This window comes from Bradyrhizobium sp. CCBAU 11361 (assembly GCF_028128935.1).
Taxonomy (GTDB): Bacteria; Pseudomonadota; Alphaproteobacteria; order Rhizobiales; family Xanthobacteraceae; genus Bradyrhizobium; species Bradyrhizobium niftali.
In genome coordinates, this window is record NZ_LBJZ01000173.1 from 1 (window position 1) to 22,419 (window position 22,419).

The 22,419-nt window shown below is 63.4% G+C and carries 22 protein-coding genes and 1 pseudogene; 5 read left to right on the top strand and 18 right to left on the bottom strand.

The genetic code is table 11. From position 1 onward, the window contains the following. Nucleotides 1–757: 757 nt before the first annotated feature. A complete protein-coding gene (locus tag XI08_RS19370) occupies nt 758–958 on the top strand; it encodes a hypothetical protein (protein WP_271575581.1) in 201 nt (66 codons plus the stop codon). Between the two features lie 18 nt (nt 959–976). Then, complete coding sequence (locus XI08_RS19375; RefSeq protein WP_271575582.1) at nt 977–1,393, top strand: hypothetical protein; 417 nt, start codon at nt 977–979, stop codon at nt 1,391–1,393. A gap of 591 nt (nt 1,394–1,984) precedes the next feature. Here XI08_RS19375 and XI08_RS19380 read toward each other — a convergent pair. The 10 genes from XI08_RS19380 to XI08_RS19425 form a co-directional block, all read right to left on the bottom strand. Then, nucleotides 1,985–3,559 carry an AAA family ATPase gene (locus tag XI08_RS19380; RefSeq protein ID WP_271575583.1) on the bottom strand — a complete coding sequence of 525 codons (1,575 nt, stop codon included), beginning with the start codon at nt 3,557–3,559 and terminating at the stop codon, nt 1,985–1,987. Continuing rightward, entirely contained in the window at nt 3,556–4,104 is a 549-nt protein-coding gene (locus XI08_RS19385) for a hypothetical protein (protein ID WP_271575584.1), read from the bottom strand. The genes XI08_RS19380 and XI08_RS19385 overlap by 4 nt, the downstream gene beginning before the upstream one ends. 72 nt (nt 4,105–4,176) lie before the next feature. Continuing rightward, nucleotides 4,177–5,118 carry a hypothetical protein gene (locus tag XI08_RS19390; RefSeq protein ID WP_271575585.1) on the bottom strand — a complete coding sequence of 314 codons (942 nt, stop codon included), beginning with the start codon at nt 5,116–5,118 and terminating at the stop codon, nt 4,177–4,179. 223 nt (nt 5,119–5,341) lie between these two features. Further along, a complete protein-coding gene (locus XI08_RS19395; protein WP_271575586.1) occupies nt 5,342–5,509 on the bottom strand; it encodes a hypothetical protein in 168 nt (55 codons plus the stop codon). A 163-nt stretch (nt 5,510–5,672) separates the two neighbouring features. Beyond that, nucleotides 5,673–6,674, bottom strand: a complete 1,002-nt coding sequence (locus tag XI08_RS19400; RefSeq protein WP_271575587.1) for a hypothetical protein — start codon at nt 6,672–6,674, stop codon at nt 5,673–5,675. Between the two features lie 10 nt (nt 6,675–6,684). Further along, complete coding sequence (locus XI08_RS19405; protein WP_271575588.1) at nt 6,685–7,812, bottom strand: tyrosine-type recombinase/integrase; 1,128 nt, start codon at nt 7,810–7,812, stop codon at nt 6,685–6,687. Further along, the gene (locus tag XI08_RS19410; RefSeq protein WP_271575589.1) at nt 7,812–8,087 is read right to left on the bottom strand and encodes a helix-turn-helix domain-containing protein; all 276 of its coding nucleotides are present in this window, start codon (nt 8,085–8,087) and stop codon (nt 7,812–7,814) included. Before XI08_RS19410 ends, XI08_RS19405 begins: the two co-directional genes overlap by 1 nt. Before the next feature lie 328 nt (nt 8,088–8,415). Further along, nucleotides 8,416–9,252 (bottom strand): hypothetical protein, encoded by an 837-nt coding sequence (locus XI08_RS19415; RefSeq protein WP_271575590.1) that lies wholly within the window; start codon nt 9,250–9,252, stop codon nt 8,416–8,418. Then, nucleotides 9,239–9,817, bottom strand: coding sequence for a hypothetical protein (locus XI08_RS19420; protein WP_271575591.1), 579 nt, complete (start codon nt 9,815–9,817; stop codon nt 9,239–9,241). The genes XI08_RS19415 and XI08_RS19420 overlap by 14 nt, the downstream gene beginning before the upstream one ends. 354 nt (nt 9,818–10,171) lie before the next feature. Beyond that, nucleotides 10,172–10,693, bottom strand: a complete 522-nt coding sequence (locus XI08_RS19425) for a DUF4440 domain-containing protein (RefSeq protein ID WP_271575592.1) — start codon at nt 10,691–10,693, stop codon at nt 10,172–10,174. A gap of 240 nt (nt 10,694–10,933) precedes the next feature. Between XI08_RS19425 and XI08_RS19430 the strand changes: the two genes are divergently transcribed. Then, nucleotides 10,934–11,407 carry an L-2-amino-thiazoline-4-carboxylic acid hydrolase gene (locus tag XI08_RS19430; RefSeq protein WP_271575593.1) on the top strand — a complete coding sequence of 158 codons (474 nt, stop codon included), beginning with the start codon at nt 10,934–10,936 and terminating at the stop codon, nt 11,405–11,407. 13 nt (nt 11,408–11,420) lie between these two features. On the opposite strand, the gene XI08_RS19435 is transcribed toward XI08_RS19430, so the two are convergent. After that, entirely contained in the window at nt 11,421–11,888 is a 468-nt protein-coding gene (locus XI08_RS19435) for an NUDIX hydrolase (protein WP_271575594.1), read from the bottom strand. Nucleotides 11,889–12,084: 196 nt separating this feature from the next. Then, the gene (locus tag XI08_RS19440; protein WP_271575595.1) at nt 12,085–13,176 is read right to left on the bottom strand and encodes an enolase C-terminal domain-like protein; all 1,092 of its coding nucleotides are present in this window, start codon (nt 13,174–13,176) and stop codon (nt 12,085–12,087) included. Nucleotides 13,177–13,369: 193 nt separating this feature from the next. Here XI08_RS19440 and XI08_RS19445 point away from each other — a divergent pair. After that, nucleotides 13,370–14,930, top strand: a pseudogene (locus XI08_RS19445) (adenylate/guanylate cyclase domain-containing protein). Between the two features lie 165 nt (nt 14,931–15,095). On the opposite strand, the gene XI08_RS19450 reads toward XI08_RS19445, so the two are convergent. Then, a complete protein-coding gene (locus tag XI08_RS19450; protein WP_271575596.1) occupies nt 15,096–16,319 on the bottom strand; it encodes an ABC transporter substrate-binding protein in 1,224 nt (407 codons plus the stop codon). Nucleotides 16,320–16,701: 382 nt separating this feature from the next. Between XI08_RS19450 and XI08_RS19455 the strand changes: the two genes are divergently transcribed. Next, nucleotides 16,702–16,908 carry a hypothetical protein gene (locus XI08_RS19455; protein ID WP_063629470.1) on the top strand — a complete coding sequence of 69 codons (207 nt, stop codon included), beginning with the start codon at nt 16,702–16,704 and terminating at the stop codon, nt 16,906–16,908. Between the two features lie 181 nt (nt 16,909–17,089). On the opposite strand, the gene XI08_RS19460 is transcribed toward XI08_RS19455, so the two are convergent. The 5 genes from XI08_RS19460 to XI08_RS19480 all read right to left on the bottom strand — a co-directional run bounded on the left by XI08_RS19460 (nt 17,090) and on the right by XI08_RS19480 (nt 22,286). Beyond that, nucleotides 17,090–19,093 (bottom strand): putative bifunctional diguanylate cyclase/phosphodiesterase, encoded by a 2,004-nt coding sequence (locus XI08_RS19460; RefSeq protein WP_271575597.1) that lies wholly within the window; start codon nt 19,091–19,093, stop codon nt 17,090–17,092. A 6-nt stretch (nt 19,094–19,099) separates the two neighbouring features. Further along, nucleotides 19,100–20,104 (bottom strand): TRAP transporter substrate-binding protein DctP, encoded by a 1,005-nt coding sequence (gene dctP / locus XI08_RS19465; protein ID WP_271575598.1) that lies wholly within the window; start codon nt 20,102–20,104, stop codon nt 19,100–19,102. Between the two features lie 203 nt (nt 20,105–20,307). Next, on the bottom strand, nt 20,308–21,237 hold the full coding sequence (locus XI08_RS19470; protein ID WP_271575599.1) for an alpha/beta hydrolase: 930 nt from the start codon (nt 21,235–21,237) through the stop codon (nt 20,308–20,310). 110 nt (nt 21,238–21,347) lie between these two features. Beyond that, nucleotides 21,348–21,842, bottom strand: coding sequence for a hypothetical protein (locus XI08_RS19475; protein WP_092187455.1), 495 nt, complete (start codon nt 21,840–21,842; stop codon nt 21,348–21,350). 48 nt (nt 21,843–21,890) lie between these two features. Next, on the bottom strand, nt 21,891–22,286 hold the full coding sequence (locus XI08_RS19480) for a DUF3606 domain-containing protein (protein ID WP_271575600.1): 396 nt from the start codon (nt 22,284–22,286) through the stop codon (nt 21,891–21,893). Nucleotides 22,287–22,419 lie beyond the last annotated feature (133 nt).

A 22,419-nucleotide genomic window follows, 5' to 3' on the forward strand; every position in this document is an offset into this window, starting at 1 on the left:
TTCGCCACGAGCTCTCTCCTGTGTAGAGATTCGAGCTATCAACTAATGTGACGAACTTGCGTTCCAGATGACTAGCTGGCTTTGTGAGTCCCAACAACGCAAGGAATCCTGTCGCATTGGACCGGGAAAATATCGCAACCTAAATGCGAAAAGACCTGGTGGTCTTCAACCCTAAAGGACTGCCGGGTCGCGCCGCGTGGCAACCGCCAGCTATGAAACTTCGTTAGGTTGAGACGGACCCGTGGAGGCAGTCTGTCCAAGAGCGAACTTGCGGCGACGCGGTTGGGAAAAGATGGCGGATCGGGGCCGGTCGCACCGGTTCCCTGAGCTGAGATGCTGCCCGGAAGCGCGTGCTGCGGACGTTGCACAGGTACTTCGCTGCCTGCCGAGTTTTCTCTATACCGCTCAAGACCACAGCGCTTGTCTGATCTTGTATCGACGAATTCTCAGCGAGGATCAGCTCGGCTCTTTGGATCCTGTGCAGACTTTGCGCCGCCTGCAGGCCGTAGACAGTGACGAGCTGGTGCACGCTCTCGACCGCTCGAATCTCCATCCGGTGTCTCGGCTAGAGCGCCAAAGCGATCTGTGCCAAGGCACGAAAGGTTGAGGACCATCCTGAGGCCGTTTTTCGGCCAGTCGCATTTTCTCGCTATTGCCAAGTCCAAGCGAGGATGTAGAATCCGTGAGATTTTATAACACTCTTGAATTCGACGCCGCAGCGACTGCGTTACGATAGTTTTTTCTTCTGGGGTCTCCCATGCTCGATCCTGCTACCACCGCGCTATTGCGCGCGGTCCTGGATGAGGTCTGCGAAACTGTTTCCCAGACCGAGACCGGCGCCCGTACCCACGTGGCTTCGAAAATCCTGGAAGCCGCGTCCAGAGGCGAGACGTCTGCGGACCACCTCAAGCAGGTCGGCCGCCAAGCCCTCTCCCAGGCGCCGACCATGTGGCGCTGACCGGCCGCGGAGGCACGGGTGAATTTCCAGGTCACAGTGCTGAAAATCCTGGTGAGCTACCCGGACGGATTTGCCGTGATGGCCGACCTCAAGCGCGACATGGCGATCCTGGCGACGAGCGGACGTGACTGGGCCGAACGCACCAAGCGGCTGGCGGCGCGCGTGCCCGACCTCGACATCTTTTTGCAAGGTCTCGTCGAGAGGCTCAACGGCGGCTGGCGCATCACCGACAAGGGGCGCTCGGTTCTCGAGATCATGGAGGAGCGGTCGGCTGCCGTGCCGGCTACCGAGCCGCCTCCCATCCGGGCGACCAGTGACTCGACGCCTGCGGCGACACCGGCGGCATCTCCGGTCGAGATGGGCCGACGCAAGCGGGACCGGAAGCGGCGTCGACGCGATCTGGTCGCAGCGCGGGCAAGGGCCAAGGCCTCGTAACGGAGCCGTGCTCCTGGCCGTCCGGTGCTCGGCGGGCGGCAGCATTGCAGTAGCCCAACGGTGGGTCGGGACGACTCGGAGGAACGAGCCCGGTAGGATCAGGTTGATCCTTCGGGTCCGCGCGCAATTCGCGGCCTGCGCGGCTCCGCCCTCAAGAAACCCAAGGCGGGGCTGCGCCCACGCAACGCGTGCGACGATCTCATGATGGGAGGGCTGAGCCACGGCCCGTCGAGAGGGATTTTCAAGAAATCCGCTCCGTGAGCGCTTTGCCTCGACCCCGCCACGAAGCCCGACGGAAGCGATCGGTCCCGGCAGCGAAGAGCACGCCGAGGCTGATCCGCTGATACATATCCGGGGCTAGTTTCGTTCCGCGGCACTTTTCGGCCGATCAAGGCGGAACGGTCGTGATCTTCGACCGCGGTTCCGGATTCTTCGCGGCGGTGATCGCCGACGGCGTGGGCGCCTAGCCATAGCGGAAGGCGCCTATTCGCTGAGGGCCTACCACTTAAGCCCTGCGCTTGGGTTATCCCGCGCAATTGCGGTGGCCACAGCATTGGCGGCCTTGTCCTCCTTCGCGCTGTTCCACCAGGATCAGTTTCTCGATGCACGAATATCGCGCTCACGCAGGACCGCTTCGACGATGCGGCGCAGACGGCGCACCGAGCCTCCCGGCCAGTGCCGTACGACGGCCTCGCGCTCAATGCCGTCGAGCGGCGGCACCCAGCTCTGGTTGACGCCGCGCTCATTGGCTAGATCCGCGATCACTGCCGGCAGCAGTGCGTCCAGGTCTTTCGCGGTCGGCTTCGGGAAAGTCACGATGCGAAAACGGTCCCTGATAGGGCTTGGCAGCGGATCGAGACTGTTGGCCGTGGCGACATACGTCACCTGCGACAGGTCAAGATTGGTTTGCAATGCCGGGTCGGGGTAGCGGCAGCTGGTTTCGACCTCGAGAAAGCCGAGCAGCGTGTCCCACAGCCGGCCGTAGTCGGACCGAGTCGCCGCCTTCTCCAGTTCGTCAATCAGTACAAGCGGATTGGCGATGCGGCCCTGCGCCACGGCGAGGAAAGCGTGACAGGGCTCGGCCGAGTACCAGCGCCGATCAGTGCCGCCGAAAACCGCACCGTCGGAACGGCTGCCGTCCGTCCGCCAGACGTTGACCCCCAACACCTCGCCGAGGCGGCGCGCAAACCGGGTCTTGCCCCCGCCGGGCTCGCCGACAATCAGGAGGGGGCGCAAATGGACCGTTGGGCGCCCGACGAGATCGGCCAGCGCAAAGTCTATGACGTCGGCTGCATACGGGAACTCGAACAGAAGAGCATTGCGCGCCTCCTGGAGGGGAGGGATTTCAACCAGCGGCAAAGGTGTGTTGATGGCGCTCTTTAGTGGTCCCAAAATGTCCTTGAGCTTGACGTTCTTCATCTCCTCCGGGGAGAGGCGCGCGACCACGAGATGGTGCTCGGGAATAGCGTCTGCGGCCGCCTCGGTCTGTTGCTCGGCGGCCGTGGTCCTGTCCTCGGCCTCCCGCGTTTCCCTGCGCTTTTCCTCCTCGTCCTTGAACTTGCGTTGTGCGGCAGCTTTGGCGGCGGAGATCCGATGTCCCGCCATGCGGTGTCCGAGCAGCTCGGCGTTCTTGGCCGCCGAGGCGTCCCTCGGCAGCATGTAGGCGCATGCCGGCAGTGCGGCCCAACCGTAGGTGAACCGTTCGAGATCACAGCAGAGCTGTTCCTCGACGTGCCGGGAGCTTGCGTGAAAAGCCTGCACCAATGCCTTGGCGACCCTGCGGTACGCTTCGAAGAATTCGTCGTTGCGCGGTGTCGGCAAGCTTATGAGGCGGACGCTATCGGCCAGGCTCCTGAGAGCCGGCTCGTTCTGAGCGGCGGCGCGGCGGTCGAGTTCATCTGCGAGTACCAATGCGGTCGCCAGCGGTCCGCCAGCTGCCCACGCGACAGTATGGGGCAACTGCGGACAAAGCTCGTCGATTTCCGCGACGAGCCTTTCCTGAATGAAACTAGCCCTACCGACGAGAAGCATCGCGTAGCGCAGAAGGCGGGGCAGACCCTTGAGGCGTTCGTTCGGATCGGCCGAGTCGGCCGCCGCGCCGGTCGAGACGGCATCCTCGGGGGGCGGCAAATCGAGATCATCTGTATCGTCGCTCCTGGCACTCATGCATCGCCCTCCGAATCGTCGCCACCGAGCGTGTATCTGTCGGTACCTGAGACGGCGTCTTGCTGGTGGATCGCCGAGAGCGCCGCCTGCTCTTCGGTGGTGAAGCGGCGCTGATCCGTCGTGCAATGCAGGTGATGCGCGTACCATGATGCCGACAGCTCGGTCGCGAGATCATGGCCAAGCTCGACGCGATGGAGGAGGTTGGCCAAGACGAGAGCGGCCGTGGCGTTGCCGCCGAGGGCGCATCGCAACAGCGCCGTCATGGCGATGTCGACCGCGACTGTCACCTCCAGGATGGGCAGCAGTGAGAGGGCCACTCCGATTGCAGCGGCAGCATCGCCGCGCTGCGCCGCGGTAAATTCCTCGCGACGTTCCATCACGCTGACCGTGGCGAGCGTATCGATCACCAGCAGGAGCTCGGCATCACGGAAGAAATCGGATGGCAGCGTCCGCCACCACGCCAACGAGGAAACGTCCCGAGAGGTGAAAGGCCAGTCGGAGGCGAGCCTGGAAATCTTCTGGGCCGAACCGCCGACGCCGCTCATTTGGACGGCAGGTCCTTCATGCCGGAGCTCGTGCTTCGGCATCCTGATCTTCTTGGACATGATTGGTCTCTCCTAGCCCGCGATCAAAATCGGCTTCGGATAGCGGCGGTTGACCCACTTGCCGCTGTTGACGTGGGCGCCGGTCACGACCTTCGCTGCGATTGCAGCCGAAGGGAAGCAGACGGCTGCACGGAGGCGCAGCCGGTCCTGGATGCCGGTGATGGGTGCGAGCGCCTCAGCCGCAGCGAGCTCGGCGCGGCGGGTGTGCAGGATCGGGTTGACGCTCTGGTTGACGAGGCTGCGTACCTCCGAGCCGGCCGTCACCACGAAGCCGTCGCGCACCGGATAACCTCTGGCCCAGAGGTCGCAATAGTCGAGTTCGAGCTCATTGCCCAGCGGGGGCAAATCCGTCACGTCGATCTGCATCGGTCCGTCATCCGGCCCGATCGCCATGTCGGTTTCGGTCGTTTCGCGTTTGCGGCGCTGGCTCGCGAAGTTGCTGCGGAGCACGCGGCAGCCGGCGTCGAATAGGAGACGCTCACCGTGCTCGACGAAGTGATCGAGCGAGGCACGCTTATGACTGGGGAGTTCCAGCACCTGCGGGTTCGTCCCCTTCATGACGTCGACCAGGCCGGCTTCCTCCGCGATTTGCGTCAGGCGGTACTGGAGATAGATGGCGGCGGTCTTGTCGAACCAGGCGCTCAGGTACCCCGAGATGACGTAGACTTCACGGGCGAAGGCTTTCGAGGGATGGGCGGAATGCTCGGAGAGCCTGCGGCCAACATTACGGGTCTCGCCGATGTAGGCGGTCGCATGATCGGCGAGGATGTAGCAGGCGGGGACAGCGCCGAGGGGGGACGGGATGTCTTTCGCCATCGCGAACGGGAAGGCCGAGACGGTGAGGCGGCCGACGTCGTCGTGGACCTCCCGAAGGCCCGCGATGCCGCCCATTGGGCGGTGAACGTTGCTGGTGCAGGCGGGGTGCACGGAGTTATTGTTGAAGAACAGGGACATTATATCTCTCTGGGGTTGAGAGATCACGAGTCCAACGTCGACAGACCAATCTTCTTTGCCGCGGTCGCCTCCCGTGCAGGGAGGGTGTTCGGCATCATCGGCTAGTGTCGTCCGGTCGAGCTGGCAGATGCCCTACATCTGCTCCAACGGCGGTGAGACTCCAGCCACGCGGATTGGACCGTGTGGCGTGCGCGCCACACGACGTCGGTCCTCGCGATCAGATCTAGCCGATGAACAACTGGGCGATGGGGCAGGTCGTGTCGGTCGCCCTGGCCTCCGCATTGGCGGTGGTGGGCAGCTGGGCGACGTCGGTCAAATCGGACCGAATCTGAAGTACCAGAGAGGATAGAGGTAGCGGCGCCGAATCGGCGATATAGTCGAGGTTAGCCATGATCGATTCCTTACAATCGGTTGTGGTCAGGCTGTCGTCTGGTGTTCGAGCACCGGGCGGCAGCCGCTTCGAATATGCTTATATGCGCGTCGAGACGCCAGTCTCACCACGATTGTATGGTTAATGCGGTGTCGGTATTCGACCGTGCGCTGACCAGTGAAAACTAGGGCTTCGGGACAGTGCGCCTGGCGTCTAGCGCCGTCGAGTAGCGCTTGCGGACGCGCGCGACTTCGGCCGGGTCGGGCGTCGGCGTCGGAAACCTGCCTTCCGCCTCGCCTGCGCGAGCGTAGTGCCGGGTTGCGGTCTCATCGGAAGCGTGCCCCAACAACGCCGCCACGATCGCAAGCCCGAGCTCTTTGTTTTCCGGGGAGCGGGCGGAAACCACGTAATTCATTTTCCACCGCGCGACCGCGGCATGTCGAGCCGACGAAAGGGTGGGGTGGCGCTGCCGCCTCGGGAATAGCTGCCTCGTCACTCGCCGCATCAGCGACTCGAGGGTCGAAACGAGGGTATCATAGCATCCGTTGGCGGCCGCTTCGCGCGCAGCGAAGATCCAGGCTTTCGTTTGCGCGACAAGCTCCTCGGGCAGCCATTCCCACCTCAATACGCGTGTTTCGCCATGCGCCCGTCCGTTTCCCTGCTTGCCGTTTACCAACGTCAACTGCCATGCGTAGTCGGGGTCGTCGGAGCCCCCGAATTTCGCGGTCGGCCACTCGACGAGCCGCGCACCGGTGAGCGATCCTACCGTCAGGCAATCCACCAACGTGCTGGCATTGGGGCTCGTAGTCGCCAGCGCGCCGTGGCAGATGCGGTCCAAATCGTCGTCCAAGCGCTTCTGCTTCCGCGCCGAGGTGCGCGGCACCCCGTCGTCGGGCCTATCGACCGATTCCACATCTTTGAGCATCGCGATCACCGCCCGCGTTTCGGGCCCCAAGGTGGGCTGGTCCTTCGCGACCTCGTTCATCATGAAGGTGATGGCCGCGCGGTTCTGCCGAAAGGTTGATGGTGCGAGCTCCGGGCGCCTTGCAATCAGATTTTGGGCGAGTTCAGTCGGCGATACGCGGCGGCCTGCCTTCTTCTTGGCCGCATTGGCGAGTTGCGCCGCACGCTTGCGGTACGCATCCTCGGTTTTTTCGTTTCGGGTGGGCATCTTGTGGGTGGTCATCGTCAGTGTCTCAAAGCCAGGGAGGGGAAAGGATGTTGTGGCGCTTCGTGTGCGAGGCGATTTCCCGCACGAACGCTTCGACCGCTGCCTTCGCGTTGAGCAGGTAGTCGGGGGCGAATGGGCTGTAGACGAGCGTCGTCTCGATCGAATCCGGCGGGCGAACGTGACCAAGAAACAGTGAGATCTCGAGCGGCTCAGTGCCTTTCTTCAGCATGTAGCGACCGAGAGCATGGCGAATGGAGTACGTATTTTCGCCGCCCGGCAGCTTTGCGCGGCGGCAAGCTGCCGCGAACCCGGTGTCGATTTCACCCACCGGTTCGCCGCGCCAATTGACGATGAAGCCGGGCGGCAGGTCGCGCGTCCAGGGCTCGAGCGTGGCGGTGATGGGAAGCGTGGGACGCCACTTGACCGTCTGAACGCGGTCGCGCGCATTGAGATGGATCAGACCGTAAATCCGGTCGATCTGCGCGGCCGTTGCCTCGAGGATGGCGCCGATCCGGCTGGCCGTGTTGATGAGGTACACGACCGCGATCAGGAGATGGAGATAGTCGATGGCATCTATAGCTGAAGCGATCTCACGTGGCGTCATCACCCGGCCCTTGGGCTCGGCGCTGCGGGCGTGATTCTTGGTGTAGTAGTAGGGAATTGCGGGCACGTGATGACGCGGCAGCCGCCGCTCGTTGGCTGCCAGCTTGCAGGCGCTGCGCAGAACCGTGAGCGTACGATGCACAGTCGAAAGAGAAACATCTTCTGCCAAAGCTGCATTGCAAAATTCGTCGAAGTTCGACTTCACCATACTCTGCAGCGCTTGAGCGCCCATCAAGCGTGTCATGCGATCGATGGCGCCCCTACCGAATTCCACGGAAACCTGCTTTTCAACAGTGGGGCGATAGAAGTCGAGCACCTCGGCGACCGTGCGGAGGGGCTTCTGCACCAGCGCCTCTGCGGGGTCGCCAGTCACGCCGCGGTCGACGAGGCTGCGTACCTGAACGCAGGCGTCCTCGAGGTTAGTCGTCCGGAGCGACCTATAAATCATGCTCCCCTGTTCGGGGAGATAACTGGACACGTAGAAGTTCGGCGTGCCCTTATCTTGACACACGCCGAATTCGCCGATTTTGGTGAGGGTGATGTAAGCCATTAGCGGAGCTGCCCGTCGATCTCGGTCTCGTCGGTGGCGTCCGCATTAGCGTTGGTCCGCTGGGCGTCTTTGCTCACCGAGGCGGTGCCAGTCTCGCCGCGCGCGAAGGCCCGCACCGCGATGGCCGGAAAATATAACACGCGGAAGCCACCGATCGCGCGGAGGCGTCCCTCCTTTGCCGCCTTGCGTACCGCGCCGGCGCTGATGCCGAGCGCCTCGGCGACCTCGGCCGTCGAGAGCAGCGCGTAGTCGCTGCAGCTTTCAAGATCGATCATTGGTACTCTACTCCATTTACCATATCACTGGCTCGATTGGTTGCCTTGAGAACCAACGCCATGCGATCCAACGTCTTTCGTACCCCGGCAACGGTCAATGACCCGGGTCCACAAGACCCGGGAAAACCTGTTGAGAGCCGGAAGTCCGAGGAGGTGTTCGAGTTCGCCCTGGACCCGGATACGTCGAACGGTCGCGATGGGCAGGAGGACCGTCACGTATCCCGGCGGAAGCCGGCGGTGACAGCGGTAGAAATCGAGCGCGAAGGTCGCTGCTTCGACTTTGATCCACCGTCGCCGCCGGACAAGGTAGGCGACCCGCTCCTGGAGCCTATGCGGGGACACCTGCATGCTTCACTTCCAATACCTTGCGCAGCTCTGATCCCGTGCGCTGCCACCAGAGGGCGATCTCTGAAACGCAGGCCGACGCCTGGAAGACGTGGACTCCCAGCCGGACAGCAAGTTCGTCGAAGTTCATCAAGAGCGCCGAGGCCACATCCAGTCCCGCGTCCGCGCAGACTTGCAGGGCGCGCCCCGTGACCAGCGGGATGCGGAGGGTGGGGATGTCCCCCGCCGCGGTCTTCAGTCGGGTGAGCGCTTCGGCCTGTTCCGAACCGGCCGGCCAGTCAAACGGTCCCGCCCGACCGGAAAGGGCGAGTGCGCGCGGCAGGCGGGGCGCGATCTGCTCGAGGCTCTTCAGGTGGCGTTCGGCCTGGCCCATGTGTTCGCTCGAACAGGTGGTCAGGACCATCGACAGGGCGCGCACGTTCAGCGAATTGATCGTCTGATCGAACGCAGTTGCCGCCAGCACCTCGAGGCGATGACCGGCCGTACCGCCGGGCCAATCGACGACCACCGCACTGCCGGACCTGGGGATCTGCAGGATGGCCTCGAACATCGGGGAGAGAACCCCGACCAATCCGCCGGTGCGGGTAGCTGCGGTCGTGAAATCTTCGAGGGGAACGAAGATTTCGCGATCGGCGACCTCGCTGTCGTGCTCGCGCCGGCGACTGCTCTCAATCCGGACTCGCGTCACCGGGCGACCGGTCTCGCGATAGAGATGGCAGATCCGGTTGGCGAGCGTCGACTTTCCGAGCGACGTGCCGTCGGCGCAAACCTCCACCAAATCCAGTAGAGGGGCCTGGGTATCCTTCTTAGATGTCTTCATCGTCTTCACTCCTGAGTTGATCGAGTAGCGCCGCTGAGCGGCGGGTGTTTGCCGGCAGGTCGAAACCGGCCGACGATCCGTTCAGCGGGTGCCGAAAGGAGCTGTTGGCGCGCGTGAGCGTTCGCGCGTTCTGAAGTGGAGGGCGGTTGAGCGGGCTCTGGACCGTCGCTTCGCCGAGCGCTGCATTGGCCTGCGGCGTCCTGCAGGGCTCTGCAGCGGCCTGCAGGTCCCTGCCGGGCGCGGCAGGGACCTGCCGCTTGGCGGGCGCACGGGCGGCGCGTTCGCGCGCCCGGCTGAGCGCGCTGGTCACCGTCCCGGGAGGCAGCGGGGTGCCGTCCTCGCGGACGATGCCCACCTCAGCGAGGAGGCTCCCGATCATCACTGCGGTGGCTCCGGCCGCGGCCAGATACTCGAAAAGGCTGAAATTGGCTTCGAAAATGCTCTGGAAGCGGGTCACCCCGAAGACACCCCGGCCCTCGCTGCCGATCTGCAGCAGGCGCTGGCGCGGTTCGGGAGGCAGCCGGTCGAGCAGACGTCCAGTCGGATGGGAAGGCACCCGGCTCATGCGAGCACCTCCCGGGTGGCCGGATGCCTTCCACGAACTTTCCACGTTGGGCCCAAAACGCCGGAAAACGACGCTGAACGAAGCTTGATAGGGTTGAACGAAAATGATTTGAAATCAACGAGATACGCCGGCGAGCCCTTCCTTGACATGGTAGGGGTCACAGGTTCGATCCCTGTCGTGCCCACCACGCTTCGCCTCCGGCTTCGCGTGGCACAGCCTGGAAGATTGCGGCGAAGCGTGTCCGGCGTAGCTCGAAGAGCGTAGACGGACTGGAGCGTCTTGCTCCGATTCTCTGGAACACCGCGAGACCCGGATCACGGCACGCTCCATTCGGGCTTCGATTCTGGATCGCAGCTATTTCAGTTCCGTGTTCGCGACCGGCAGGACGGACGCGACGGACCAGCCGTTCGCATCCCGCACGTAGGTCTGGCTGATCAGAAACGTATTCTGTTGCGGTGGCTTGCCGGGAAGGCCGCGCGTGACGACGATGGGAACGAGGACCTGCATGACCTCGTTCGAGATCACGGCGACGTGGAATTTCGACATGTCGGGCTCGAGGTGCCAGGTGCCCTCGTAGTAGCCCTTGAAGCGGTCCGCGACCGCATCACGGCCTCTGGTTTCGATGCCTCTTGCAAACAGCAGCGTGCCGGGCGAATTCCACAGCATGGCCTTCACATCGTCCGCGTTGTGCGCATTCTGCGCGGCAATGAACTTCTCGAAGATGGTTCGGGCCTCGGCATCATTTGCCGCGGCCAGCGCAGGTCCAACTGACCAGATCGCGGCGAGCAACAGCGCCGCGGCAGTCGCGGCAAGATGACGGCGCCGTGCAAATGGTCGTGGCCTGACGTGGACTGGAGACATCTCGGACGGGGGCATGCTCACCTCTCTTTTGGATGACGATAATCATACCACCCGCCGCCTCGCCGGCTTTTCAGGATCGCGCGATCACCGATCGCCGCTGCATCACGGATGCGTTGGTTCAGGCCATGTCGGTTGCCGCGGGACGTAACGGGCAAACTCTCGTCGCCAGCGTCAAGTTGAGTTATCGTGTCGCGGTTGAAGTAGCCCGGTTGGCTCCATCCGGGCTACGATTTCATCCCAGTGGTGAGCTTGACCATGAGCACATCCGTCATCGAACAGGCAAAGATCCAGGCGCAGGTGCTGGTGCCGCTGGTCAAGGCGCTCCAGGCGGAGCTCGGCGAGGCGCGCGCCAACACGCTGGTGCGCAAGGCGCTGGGCGATCTCTATCGCGGCTTCGGTGAGGAATTCTGGAAGGCCAAGCACGAGAGCGATCTCGGCAAGGCCGTCTCGTCGGCGTTCAGGACCTATGCCCGCGACGATGCGCTCGCCTATGACGTGATCGAGCAGAGCCACGACGCCTTCGCGTTCGACGTCAAGCGATGCGCCTATGCCGAGTTCTACAAGGCGCTGGGCGAGCCGGAACTCGGCTTTCTCCTGATCTGCACCGCGGACTTTGCAACCTCTGAAGGATTCGGCCCCGACGTCAGGCTCACGCGCACGCAGACGATCATGCAAGGCGCCGATCATTGCGACTTCCGCTACCGGCGCGATGACGGCGGGGCGCGATGAGAGGGGGCGCCTCTCACGCAGTCCCGTCTCTTGCCCCCCGCAGCAAATCCTTCAGTCCGCCCGGATAGAGGCTAGGTCCGCCCTCCAAGTCGAGATCGGCGAGGTCGAACCAGCGCGCCACGATCTGCTCGCCATTGTCCTCGCGGAAATCGATGCGGTCCTGGCCGCCGAACGCGCCCTCCGGAAAATCCACCTCGGCGATGAACATCACCTCGTGCCCGATGGCGTCCTCGTGCACGAAAATGTTCTCCATCATCAACGGCTCGCCTTTGATGGTGATGTCGATGCCGAGCTCTTCCCTGAATTCCCGTATCAGCGCAGTCCGCCAGCTCTCGCCGAATTCGATTTCGCCGCCGAGCGGACGGACGCCCCTGATCCGGCCTGCATTGTCGCGAACCTCGGCCGCCAGCAGGCGCCCGGCCCGCCAGTGCAGGCCGATCGCGACAACTCTGATATGGGGGTGGGGACGCCATGTGGTCATGCGGCACCGTTCGTCTGCTTCCCGATGTCGTCCTGGCGAAAGCCAGGACCGATACCGCGTGATCCCTCGATTGTGAATGCGCGCAGTACCGAACAGCCAGTCTCCGCCAAACGACCTCTTGGGGTAATCGCGACGAGCGCAGGGCGCTCGCGCGGAGGTCCTGGCTTTCGCCAGGACGATTTCGGTGTTGGCGTCATCATTTGACGAGATACTTGGCGACCGCCGCCTCGTCCCACGCAATTCCGTTGCCGGGCTCCTCGCCCGGCAGCGCAAAGCCGTCCTTGATCGTCAATCGCGTCGAAAGCACCGCGTCGGCCCAGTCGACATATTCCAGCCAATGCGCGGTCGGCGTCACGCACAGCAGGTGTGCGCTGACCTCCGAGAACAGATGGGTGGACATCTCGATGCCGGCGGCATGCGCGAGCGATGCGGCGCGGAGCCAGCCGGTGACACCGCCGATGCGCTGCACGTCGGGCATCACGTAATCGCAGGCTTCCGCCGACAGTGCCGACTGCATCGCGAAGGCGCTGTCAAAATTCTCGCCGATCTGGACCGGCGTGCCCAGCGCGTCCGCGATGCGGGCGCAGCCGGCGTAATCGTCGTGGCGGATCGGCTCCTCGATCCAGGTCAGCCCCTCGTCGTCGAGCATCTCGCCGCGGCGGATCGCCTCGGTCACCGTGAGCGCCTGGTTGTAGTCGCACATCAGCGTGATCCGGTCGCCGACGGCCTTTCGCACCGCGCGCACCACGGCGAGATCCTCGCGCGCATCGGGCCGGCCGACGCGGATCTTGGCGGCGTGAAAACCCTCGGCCAGCAGCTTGTGCGCCTCTTCCACCGCGGCGCCCGCCGGCATGATGCCGAGCCCCTTCGAATTGTAGGCCTTGACCGGTTTCGGCGCTCCGCCGAGCAGCCTCGCCAGCGGCAGGCCGCGTGTGCGGGCCAGCGCGTCCCAGGCCGCCATGTCAATGCCGGACTGCGCCAGCCGCTGCAGGCCGGCGAGGCCCAGCAGCGTAAAGCGCTGGGTCAGCTTGCGCTCGATCTCGAACGGCAGCAGCTCGTCGCCGGCGAGCAACTCCGACATCTCCGTGACCATCGCCGTCAGCGGCTTCAAGGCCGACGGCGTGATCGAGAACAGATAGGCGTGCCCGCGGGCGCCCTGGTCGGTCTCGCAGTCGATCAGCACCAGCGGCGCCTTCGCGACTGCCCCGGTCGAGGTCTGGAGCGGCAGGTTCATCGGCACGATCACAGGCCGCGCAATGAAGCGCTTGATGCGGACGGTCTCGGTCATGGGCACTGGTTCCGGATTGATCAACGCAGGTTGATCCTGATCTTAAACCTTCGTGATGAAACGGAAAGACGCTTGGTGCGACCACCATAAAATGGGGTTGCGCGGGGGCGCGTTTGTTGGCTCTGTGCCGCCGCAGGCTTTGCCGCAAATCGCGAGGGGTTTGCGACAAAAACGCACGCAACGGAGCCACAAAGTGAAACAAGAGATCGCCGAAGAACAGCGCAAGAGCGGCATCCTGACCGGTGCCGCGATCGCCTTCCTGCTGCTCGCGCTGCCGCTCGCGGTGTGGCTGGACCTGACCGAGCTATCCAAGACGGCGCTGCGCCGGCAGGCCGCCGATCTCAATTCGGTGATCACGAGCGTGCGCAGCTATTACGCGACCAACGTGGTCGGGCGCATCATTGCCAATCCGAACGGCACCACCAGGGTGGTCCACAACTACGAAGCCGTCCCCGGCGATCCCGATCCCGGCGACGCTGTCGCTGGAGCTCGGACGGGTGATCGGCGCGCAGCAGGAGAACATCACCTACCGCTTCGTCTCGGACTTCCCGTTCCAGAACCGTGCTCCGCACCAGCTCGACAAGTTCGAGAAGGACGCGCTCGACGCGCTGCGCAGGGATCCCGAGCAGAAGATATTGGAGACCGAGACCTCGCTGTTCAACGACAAAGTCCGCCTCGTCGCCCCCGTCACGATGGGGCCGGCCTGCGTGAGCTGCCACAACAGCCATCCCGAAAGCCCGAAGAAGGACTGGAAGGTCGGCGATATCAGGGGCATCCAGGAGGTGATCATCGCCCAGCCGATCGCCGCCAACATCTTCTCGTTCAAGTTCCTGCTGGCCTATTTCCTGATCGCCGCGGGCAGCGGCCTGTCGTTCCTCTCGCTCCAGCGCCGCCAGGCGAGCCGCATCAAGGGCATGAACAAGGAGCTCGAATCCGCCAACGACTTCCTCGCCTCGCTCTCGATGAAGATCTCGCGCTACATCCCGCCGCAGGTCTACAAGAGCATCTTCTCCGGTCAGAAGGACGTCACCATCCACACCGAGCGCAAGAAGCTCACGATCTTCTTCTCCGACATCCAGAACTTCACGGCGACCGCGGAGCGCCTTCAGCCAGAATTGCTGACCCAGCTCCTCAACGAATACTTCACCGAGATGTCGGCGATCGCCCATGAATATGGCGGCACCATCGACAAGTTCATCGGCGACGCCATGCTGATCTTCTTCGGCGACCCCGAGACCAGGGGCGATCGCGCCGACGCCGAGGCCTGCCTCCAGATGGCTTGGCGCATGCAGCAGCGGCTTGCCGAGCTCAATGCGAAGTGGCGCGCCTCCGGCATCGAGCAGCCGTTCCGCTCGCGCATGGGCATCAATTCCGGCTATTGCAATGTCGGCAATTTCGGCAGCAGCGACCGCATGGACTACACCATCATCGGTGCCGAGGCGAATCTCGCCGCGCGCCTGCAATCGATCGCCGAGCCAGGCGGCATCGTGCTGAGCTACGAGACCTTTGCGCTGGTCAGCGACATCGTCCGCGCCCATGCGCTGCCGGCGATCACGATGAAGGGCATCAGCCGCGAGGTGATTCCCTATTCGGTCGATGCGCTGAACGATGCCGCGGCGGAGAACAGCGGCATCATCACCGAGCGCGCGCCCGGCCTCGAGCTCTATCTCGATCCCGCGGTGGTGAAGTCAGGCGACGCCGCGCGCGTGCGCTCGCTGCTGGAAAGCGCGCTGGCCTCGCTGAAGCCGGCGTGAGGTTCGGAGCTGATCGCAGCCCGACGCCTGGGGCACCGAAGTTTCCGCACCGTCATGGCCGGGCTTGTCCCGGCCATCCACGTCTTGCCACGCAGCACAAAGAACGTGGATGGTCGGGATAAGCCCGGCCGATGATGGTCGCATCGGTTGCATCTAGATTGAATGTCACCGCGCCGCGCCTTCCGTGAACGCCGTCTCGATCACCTCGCCGAAGAGCTGCCAGGAGCGGCCGTCAAACTGGACCAGCCGCATCTGCTTGATCGGCAGATAGCTGGTGGGCGAGGTGCTCATCCTGATGTTGGGCAGCGCAACGGAGGGCTGATAACTCTTTAGCGAAGCCGCCTGGCGCATGATGTTCTCGCGCGAGAGGTCGTCGCCACATTGCTGCAGTACCTTGGTCAGCGCCTCGGCCGCGGCGTAGCCATAGACTGCCGCGCTGTTGTTCGTGCTTTCGATCTGATGGTACCGGTCCATGAAGGCGAACCAGTCCTTCATGGCGGGATCGTCTTTCCATGCGGGATCGCTCGGATCCTTCAGGAAGGCGGCCGAGATCACGCCGGCCGAATTTTCCAGGCCCGCCGGCGCCATCGCATTGGCGATCGAGGCGGAGGCATCGTTCACGATGAAGACCGGACGCCATTTGAGCGACGCCGCCAGCTTGATCACCTTGGACGCCGTCGACGGCACGCCGAGAAAGACGAAGATATCGGCGCCCGCGCGCTTCAGGATCGAGACGTGCCCTTCGAGATGCTCGTCGTTGATGTCGAAGGCGATGTCGACGAGGACGAGACGGTTGAGGTCGCCGAGACCTTCCTGGATGCCCTTGTAGAGCATGCGCCCGAACTGGTCGTTCTGCCAGAGCACGACGATCTTCTTCCTGGGATAATAGGCCTGGATGTAGTTGGCGTAGATGCGCCCCTCCGACCGGAACGACGGCTGCCAGCCCATGGTCCAGGGAAACGCCTTGGCCTGGCTCAGCTCCTCGTCGCCAGAGGCGAGGAAAAGCTGCGGGATCTTCTTCTCGTTCAGATACCAGCGCGTGGCGAGATTCCCGGGCGTGCCGAACGAGCCGAACATGAGATGGACGTCGTCCTTCTCCACCAGATTGCGGGTCAGCTCCAGTGCGGCCGCCGGATCGGAATTGTCGTCGCGGGTGATGAAACGGATCTTGCGTCCGTTGATGCCGCCGCGCGCGTTGATCATGTCGAAATAGGCGGCCTCCGCCGTGCCGATCGCGCCGAATTCCGAGAGCGGCCCCGAATACGGCATGACATTGCCGATGCGGATTTCGTTGTCGCTTGCGGATTGATCTGCGTGTTGCTGCGACATCGCGCCGAGCGAGGCGAACGCGACCACGAAAACGAGCAGCATCCTGCCGACGATGCGCATGTCCGACACCTTGATGTTGGCCCCACATGGAGGTCGGCTCAACCGGTCAAGCCCGCTTGATCTAGGTCAAGCGTTTGTCAATCGTGTGGCTTGACGGTTCGTTTTCGAAGCGGCGCACTTGTCGTCCACGAAATGGCAGGCGTGCTGACGCGCCGATGTCTTGGCCGACTCGGGGTTGCACTCGGCGGGTTTGGAATCGTCCGATGAAAAATGAATCGATCTGTGTAAGATCACGTTCGGGATAGCGGGCCTTAATTTGGATGGTGGTCAATATTGACCAGTGCCAGCAGAGCTCATGGTTCCATGATGGTCCATCACCGCCCCCATCCGCATCCATCGGTGACTGAGAGTATCGCGCTCCCGCCGGATCCAGGCGAGTCTCATGACCATTCAGCGACCACCTTGTCCTAAATGCCAGACAACAACGATGCTGGCGCGCATCACGCCCGGCCCCGCCGGTTTTGACATTCGTACCTTCGAATGTCCCGCTTGCAATTTCGTCGATCAGATCGAGGTCGAACTGGTCGACCCGATGAGATCGGCCAAAACCCTGGCTTGGTTTCAGAGCGAATTGCGGGCGCCCACGTAGGGGCGCGCGACCCGGAACGATCGAGCGCCGGAAGCCGAGAGGCGGGCGTTGGTCGAGAAGAGCCGATTGCAGCGCTCGGCTTGCGAAAGACGCACGACCAATTCTTTAAAGCCCCACGCGAATTGTCTGCAATAGAGATCTGCCAAGAGCCGCGTTGGCCGATACAGGCAAGGGGTCCGTGCTACCGTTCAGCCGATAAGTTGACGAGGCGCAGCTTGGCCGCTTGCGCAGTCGCGGACGAAGGTGTCGGCGTTGTCTTCTCAAAGTCCGCGAGAATGCTGGCGCTGAGCTCCGAGGCAGGGACCGGCCGGCCGAAGAAGAACCCCTGGGCCTGATCACCGTCGGCCGATTCGAGGAAAGCCGCCTGGTTGGCGGTTTCGACGCCTTCGACCGTCACTCGCATGTGCAACTCGCGTCCGAGCGCGATGATCGCCTTCACCACCGTCCCGACCTGACAATGGGAGCCGTCGAGGCCCTGTATGAAGCTTCGATCGATCTTGATCTTGTCGAACGGAAAGCGCCACAGGTAGCTGAAGCTCGAATAGCCGGCCCCGAAATCGTCCATCACGATCGCTACGCCCATCGCCTTGAGCGTCAGGAGCTGCGCCATGATCGTTTCGGTGTTGCCGAGCAGCAGGCTTTCGGTGATCTCCAATTCGAGCCGGTGCGCCGCGAGGCCCGCCTCTTTCAGGGCGGCGGCGACGATGCCGCTGATGCTACCCGCCACGAACTGCGCGGGCGACAGGTTCACTGCAACGGTCAGGTGCTCCGGCCAGGTCGCGGCGGTGCGGCATGCCTCCCGCAATACCCACGCCCCGATCTGGTCGATAAGCCGCAACTCCTCGGCGACGGGAATGAAGGTCAATGGCGGAATGAGCGTTCCGTCCGCCGCGGGCATACGGATCAGCGCTTCGAAGCCGGCAAGGCGGCGCTGAGACATTTCGAAGAGCGGCTGGTAATGCAGTTCGAAGCGATCATTCAGCACCGCCTCGCGGATTGTCCTCTCGAGCTCGATTCGCGCTTGCAACGCAGTATCCATCTCGGGCAGGAAAAACCGGATGCAATTGCGTCCGGCTGCCTTGGCCGCGTACAGCGCCAGATCGGCGCTCTTGAGCAACTGCTCCGCGGTGGTGGCTTGCTCCGGCGCCAGGGCCACGCCGATGCTGGCGGTGGTGAGGATCTCGTGCTGCTTGAACTTCACCGGAGCATTTACAGCGGTGGCAAGATGGCGCGCAAACGACTCGGCCTGCGTCCTGCCGGCGACGTCATACTGTACGACGACGAACTCGTCGCCGCCGAGCCGGGCCACCACGTCGTCGATCCGGACCGTTGCGCGCAGACGCTCCGCGATGGTCTTGAGCAGAAAATCGCCGCCGTCATGACCAAGCGTATCGTTGACCTCCTTGAAGCGGTCGACGTCGATGAAGTGCACGGCAAGGCTGCCGCCCCGCTTCGGCAAGTGGGCGAGAGCTCTCTCCAGTTTTTCGATCAGATGGGGACGATTGGTCAGTCCGGTCAACGCGTCATGGTGGGCGAGGAATCGGATGCGTCGGTCAGCCTGCTTCACCTTTGTTTCACGATACCACGCAATCGCGGGAATGGAGAAAGCGAGGCCCGACAGCAGGCAAAGGAATACGGCCGCGGTCAGGAACGTATTGTGGACATTCTTGCGTTGCTCGGTTTCATCCACGTAGGCCGCAACGACCGCGGTCAGGCGACCATCGGTCTGGACCGGGACATAGGCGCGGGCGAAGAATGCCGGTCGGTCGGGCGAACTTCCCTCCCTGACGTCGACGATCGGACGACCGTCAATCACTGATCGCGCCGCATCGGGGCTGTATTCGGACAAGTCGACGAGCGCGATCTTTTCGCGGGTCGAAACGAGCTGGGAGTAGCCATTGCGGTTGAATATTTCGTAGTGAAATACCTCGCCGGAATTTCGCGCCGACAGGAAGAACCTCAGACTCGCGGCTGAAGGCTGCTCGCCGCCGGCGATCTGCTCAAGATCGGTGACGCTGGCCGCCAGGAAACTCGCCCAGCTGCGTGCGGTCGACATCGCATCTTGGCGGAGAAGGTGATCGGTCGTGATCTTCAGGGTCATCCCGGTACCCGTCAACAGAATGGCGAGCGCAGCGACGATGGTGACGATGTTTCGCTGAGGCCAGATGTTGGCGAGCGACGGCATCCGCGGCTACCGGGTCGATCGCATTTTCGTGAGCTCGGTCCGGACCGTTTTCAGCAGTTCGGCATTGCGCTCGCTTTTTGAAGCCCAATCATTGGCAATGGCTGCGAACACGGCATTTGCCGCATCTAGGTCCGACGACGAGGGCATGATCACTTGGCGCTTCGGATCGGATTTCAGTTCCCGCATTATGCTGTTTTCCACCGCTTCGTAGGTATCCATGAAGCGCGCGGCAGCCCACTCACCACTGTATTTGAGGATGATCGCCTGGGCCAATTCGGGCAGCCGATCGAACGATTTTCGGTTCATCAAGACCATCAATGGCGCGCCGCTGATTCCAAGAAGGTAATGATAAGTTGCAACGCGTTTGATGCCATAGTCGACCAATGGAGATGGTGGCACGAGCGCGCCATCGATGCTGCCGCTGCCGATGGCTTCTGAGATCTTGGTGACCGCCAGAAACACGGGCTGCGCTCCGAGTTTTTCCAGCGCGGCGGCTTCGCCGGGATTGTTGACGCGAATTCTCTTGCCCTTCAAATCATTCAGCGACGTGATCGGGATCTTGCTGTGGATCGTCTCCGGTTCGGTGACGTAGGCGCCGATCACGGTGTAGTCATCGTACCCTTGCAAGGCGTTGGCGGCCACGAGCCGGGTGAACACGGCAACGGACTCCCGCATGCTCGTAAACAGACCGGGCATCTCGATGATTGCATTATCTGCGAACCGGTTGCGCGTCAGGCCTGTCACGACGTAGGCGATGTCGGCCGTACCATCGAGCACGAGTTGGGGCTGCTCAGCCGGATCCTTGCCGAGCACGCCGCTGAAATAGGTCTCGATTTCGATCAGGCCTCTTGCCTCGGCGTTGACCGCGTCGACAAATGGTCTGACCGCGGCGAGATAACTCGTCGAGCGGTCGGAGCTGGGGAAGGCCAATTTGAGCTTGACCGGTTCGGCGGCCGACGCCGAAATCAACACAACAGAGATCACCGCGCATCGCGCCAGCAACTTGAGCATCGGTTTTCCGATCGTGGCGGCGGCGCGTCACACAGTTGTGCGAAACGCCGATTTCCTTGGTCTCTAGCGAACCCCCCATAGATAGAAATGTTCCATATAACTCTCCTAGATAGCATGCGGCGGTTCGGGCCGCGACCAAATCGCGAATCGTGGTTTGAGGCGTGCTAACGCCGGCGAGACAATTGTCTGGGAGGCCACGCCCGCTACGGCAGTCCCCGCGCCTCGAGCTGATGCACCAGCAGCAGCGTCGGCTCGGCGAGGCTGTCGCCGGAGCCGTCGAGGCCGAAGGCGGCGGCGATGCCGTCGCGGCTGCGCAGGATGGTGCCGCGCGGACAATGGCCGGCGCCGCAGAGCGTCTTCTTCAGGGTCTCGCCCTGTGCCACCACCCCGGCGGAATCGTCCGCGGCCCAGGCCAGCACGATCGGCACGTCGACATTGAGGATGCCGGGAAAGACCGAGCGCTTGTCGTACTGGCTGGCGTCGCCGCCGAGATAGGCCTTCACGCTGTCGCTGGCGTCCTTGCCCGCACGGTAGATTCCGGACACCAGCACGACGCCCGCGACGTCGGCGCGGTCGGTCTGGAGCTCGGGATGCGCCAGCAGGGTGGCGACGTGAAAGGCGCCGGCGCCATAGCCGACCGCGACGATCTCGCGGGCGTCGCCATTGAACAGGTCGATATTGCCGTGGACCCAGGACAGCGCCGCCGCCACGTCGGTCGCCCCGACGGGCCAGCTCGCCGCCGGCGCGAGGCGATAGCTGACGCGCACCCCGATCATGTCGTTGCGCGCGGCAAAGCACATGGCCTGGTCCTGGATCTGGCGCGACAGCTCGGGCGCCGCATGGTCGCCGGTAAAGGTGTCGCTCGCCACGAACAGCAGCACCGGCCGCGGCGTATCCGCCTTGGTCGCGCTGGTGGCGACATCGAGCACATTGGCTTCGCTCTCGCCGTAACGCAGGCCGCGCGCGAAGGTGACCTGCTCGCAGAGCCGCGCGGTGCCGCCGGCGGTGGTGTCGTTGTCGGTGAGCCCGGCGCGGACGAGCTCGGACGGCGCAGCCAGCCGCGTCGGGACCGGACCATGTGCGGAGGCTGTCGAGACGGTCAGAACAAGCAAAAAAGCGAGATAATTCTTCATGATGGTGCCGGGCCTTGCGCGCTCCTATTGGCTCGCTGTCGGGGCCTGTCTTTTCAATTCGCCATATTAGTTGGCTGGTCTTGAGGCGATTTGACGGCACCTCCGGGCGCTCAATTCCCCGGCTCGAATGTGCAATCCGCGCCGCTGCCGTCCTTCCGCCTGATCGCGTTGGGGTCGATCGTGCAGCTCAGCTTGGCGAGGCTCTCGAAATTCGATCCCGCCGCGCCGTCAGGCGGAACGCCGGCCAGCGCTTCGGTGGCGAAGATCTCGTTGGCGGTGGAGCCGTTCACGGTCTTCACCTTCTTGCCGAAGGTCACCTCGCAATTGCGAACGGTGATGTCGACGTTGCCGGTGCGGCAGACGATCCGGTCGGCCGTCACCACGATCGCCTTCTTGTAGGGAATATCGGCATTGGCGGCGAACAGCATCGCCACCGCCTTCTTCTCGGCGCCGGTGAGATTCGGCGACAGCGGCGCGATCACGCCCGCGAGCGCCAGCGCCGTCGCGCCCGAGACCTTTGCGGGCGTGGCCGCGGAGGCGCCGGCGAGGTGGGACGTGGCGGCAAGAACGAGGGCGCAGGATAGGATCGATCGACCGGATTTCATCCCTGCCTCCAAGAGTCCGAAAATGGGTCCGAAAATCGGCCCGAAATCTCAGGCGGCCTTCTTCCGTTTGACCGTTTTCTTCGCCTTCTTGGCCTTTTTCGCCGCCTTCTGGGCTGCGAGGTACGCTTCCACCTTCCTGGAGGAATGGCCGGCTGCGGCCACGGCGGCCTTCAGCCTGGCCGGGGTGATCTTGAATTTCTTCGACCAGTAGCGGACCTCATAGGCCTCGCCGAGCGCGATCCGGCTCTTGTCGGAGGCGCGGTGCTTCTGGAGCTTGATGTAGGCCTCGACCTTCTTGGCGGAGTGGCCGACCTTCTTGACGGCGTATTTCAGCTTGGCCGGCGTCACCTTGAACTTCTTCGACCAATAGGCGACTTCGTATTTCTCGCTGAGCGCAATCAGGGCGCGATCGGCGCCGCCCCGCTTTGCCTTGTTGTCGGCCATGCTTCCCTCCTGCCGTGGATGGCGTCCAGTCTAGCATGCAACCGGATTTGGGAGGCAAGGCGCGGGGCACGCGGGAATTGCGCGGCGGAGCCGTTTTGGCTCGACGCGTCAGGCGGTTGTGCGGCGCGACCTG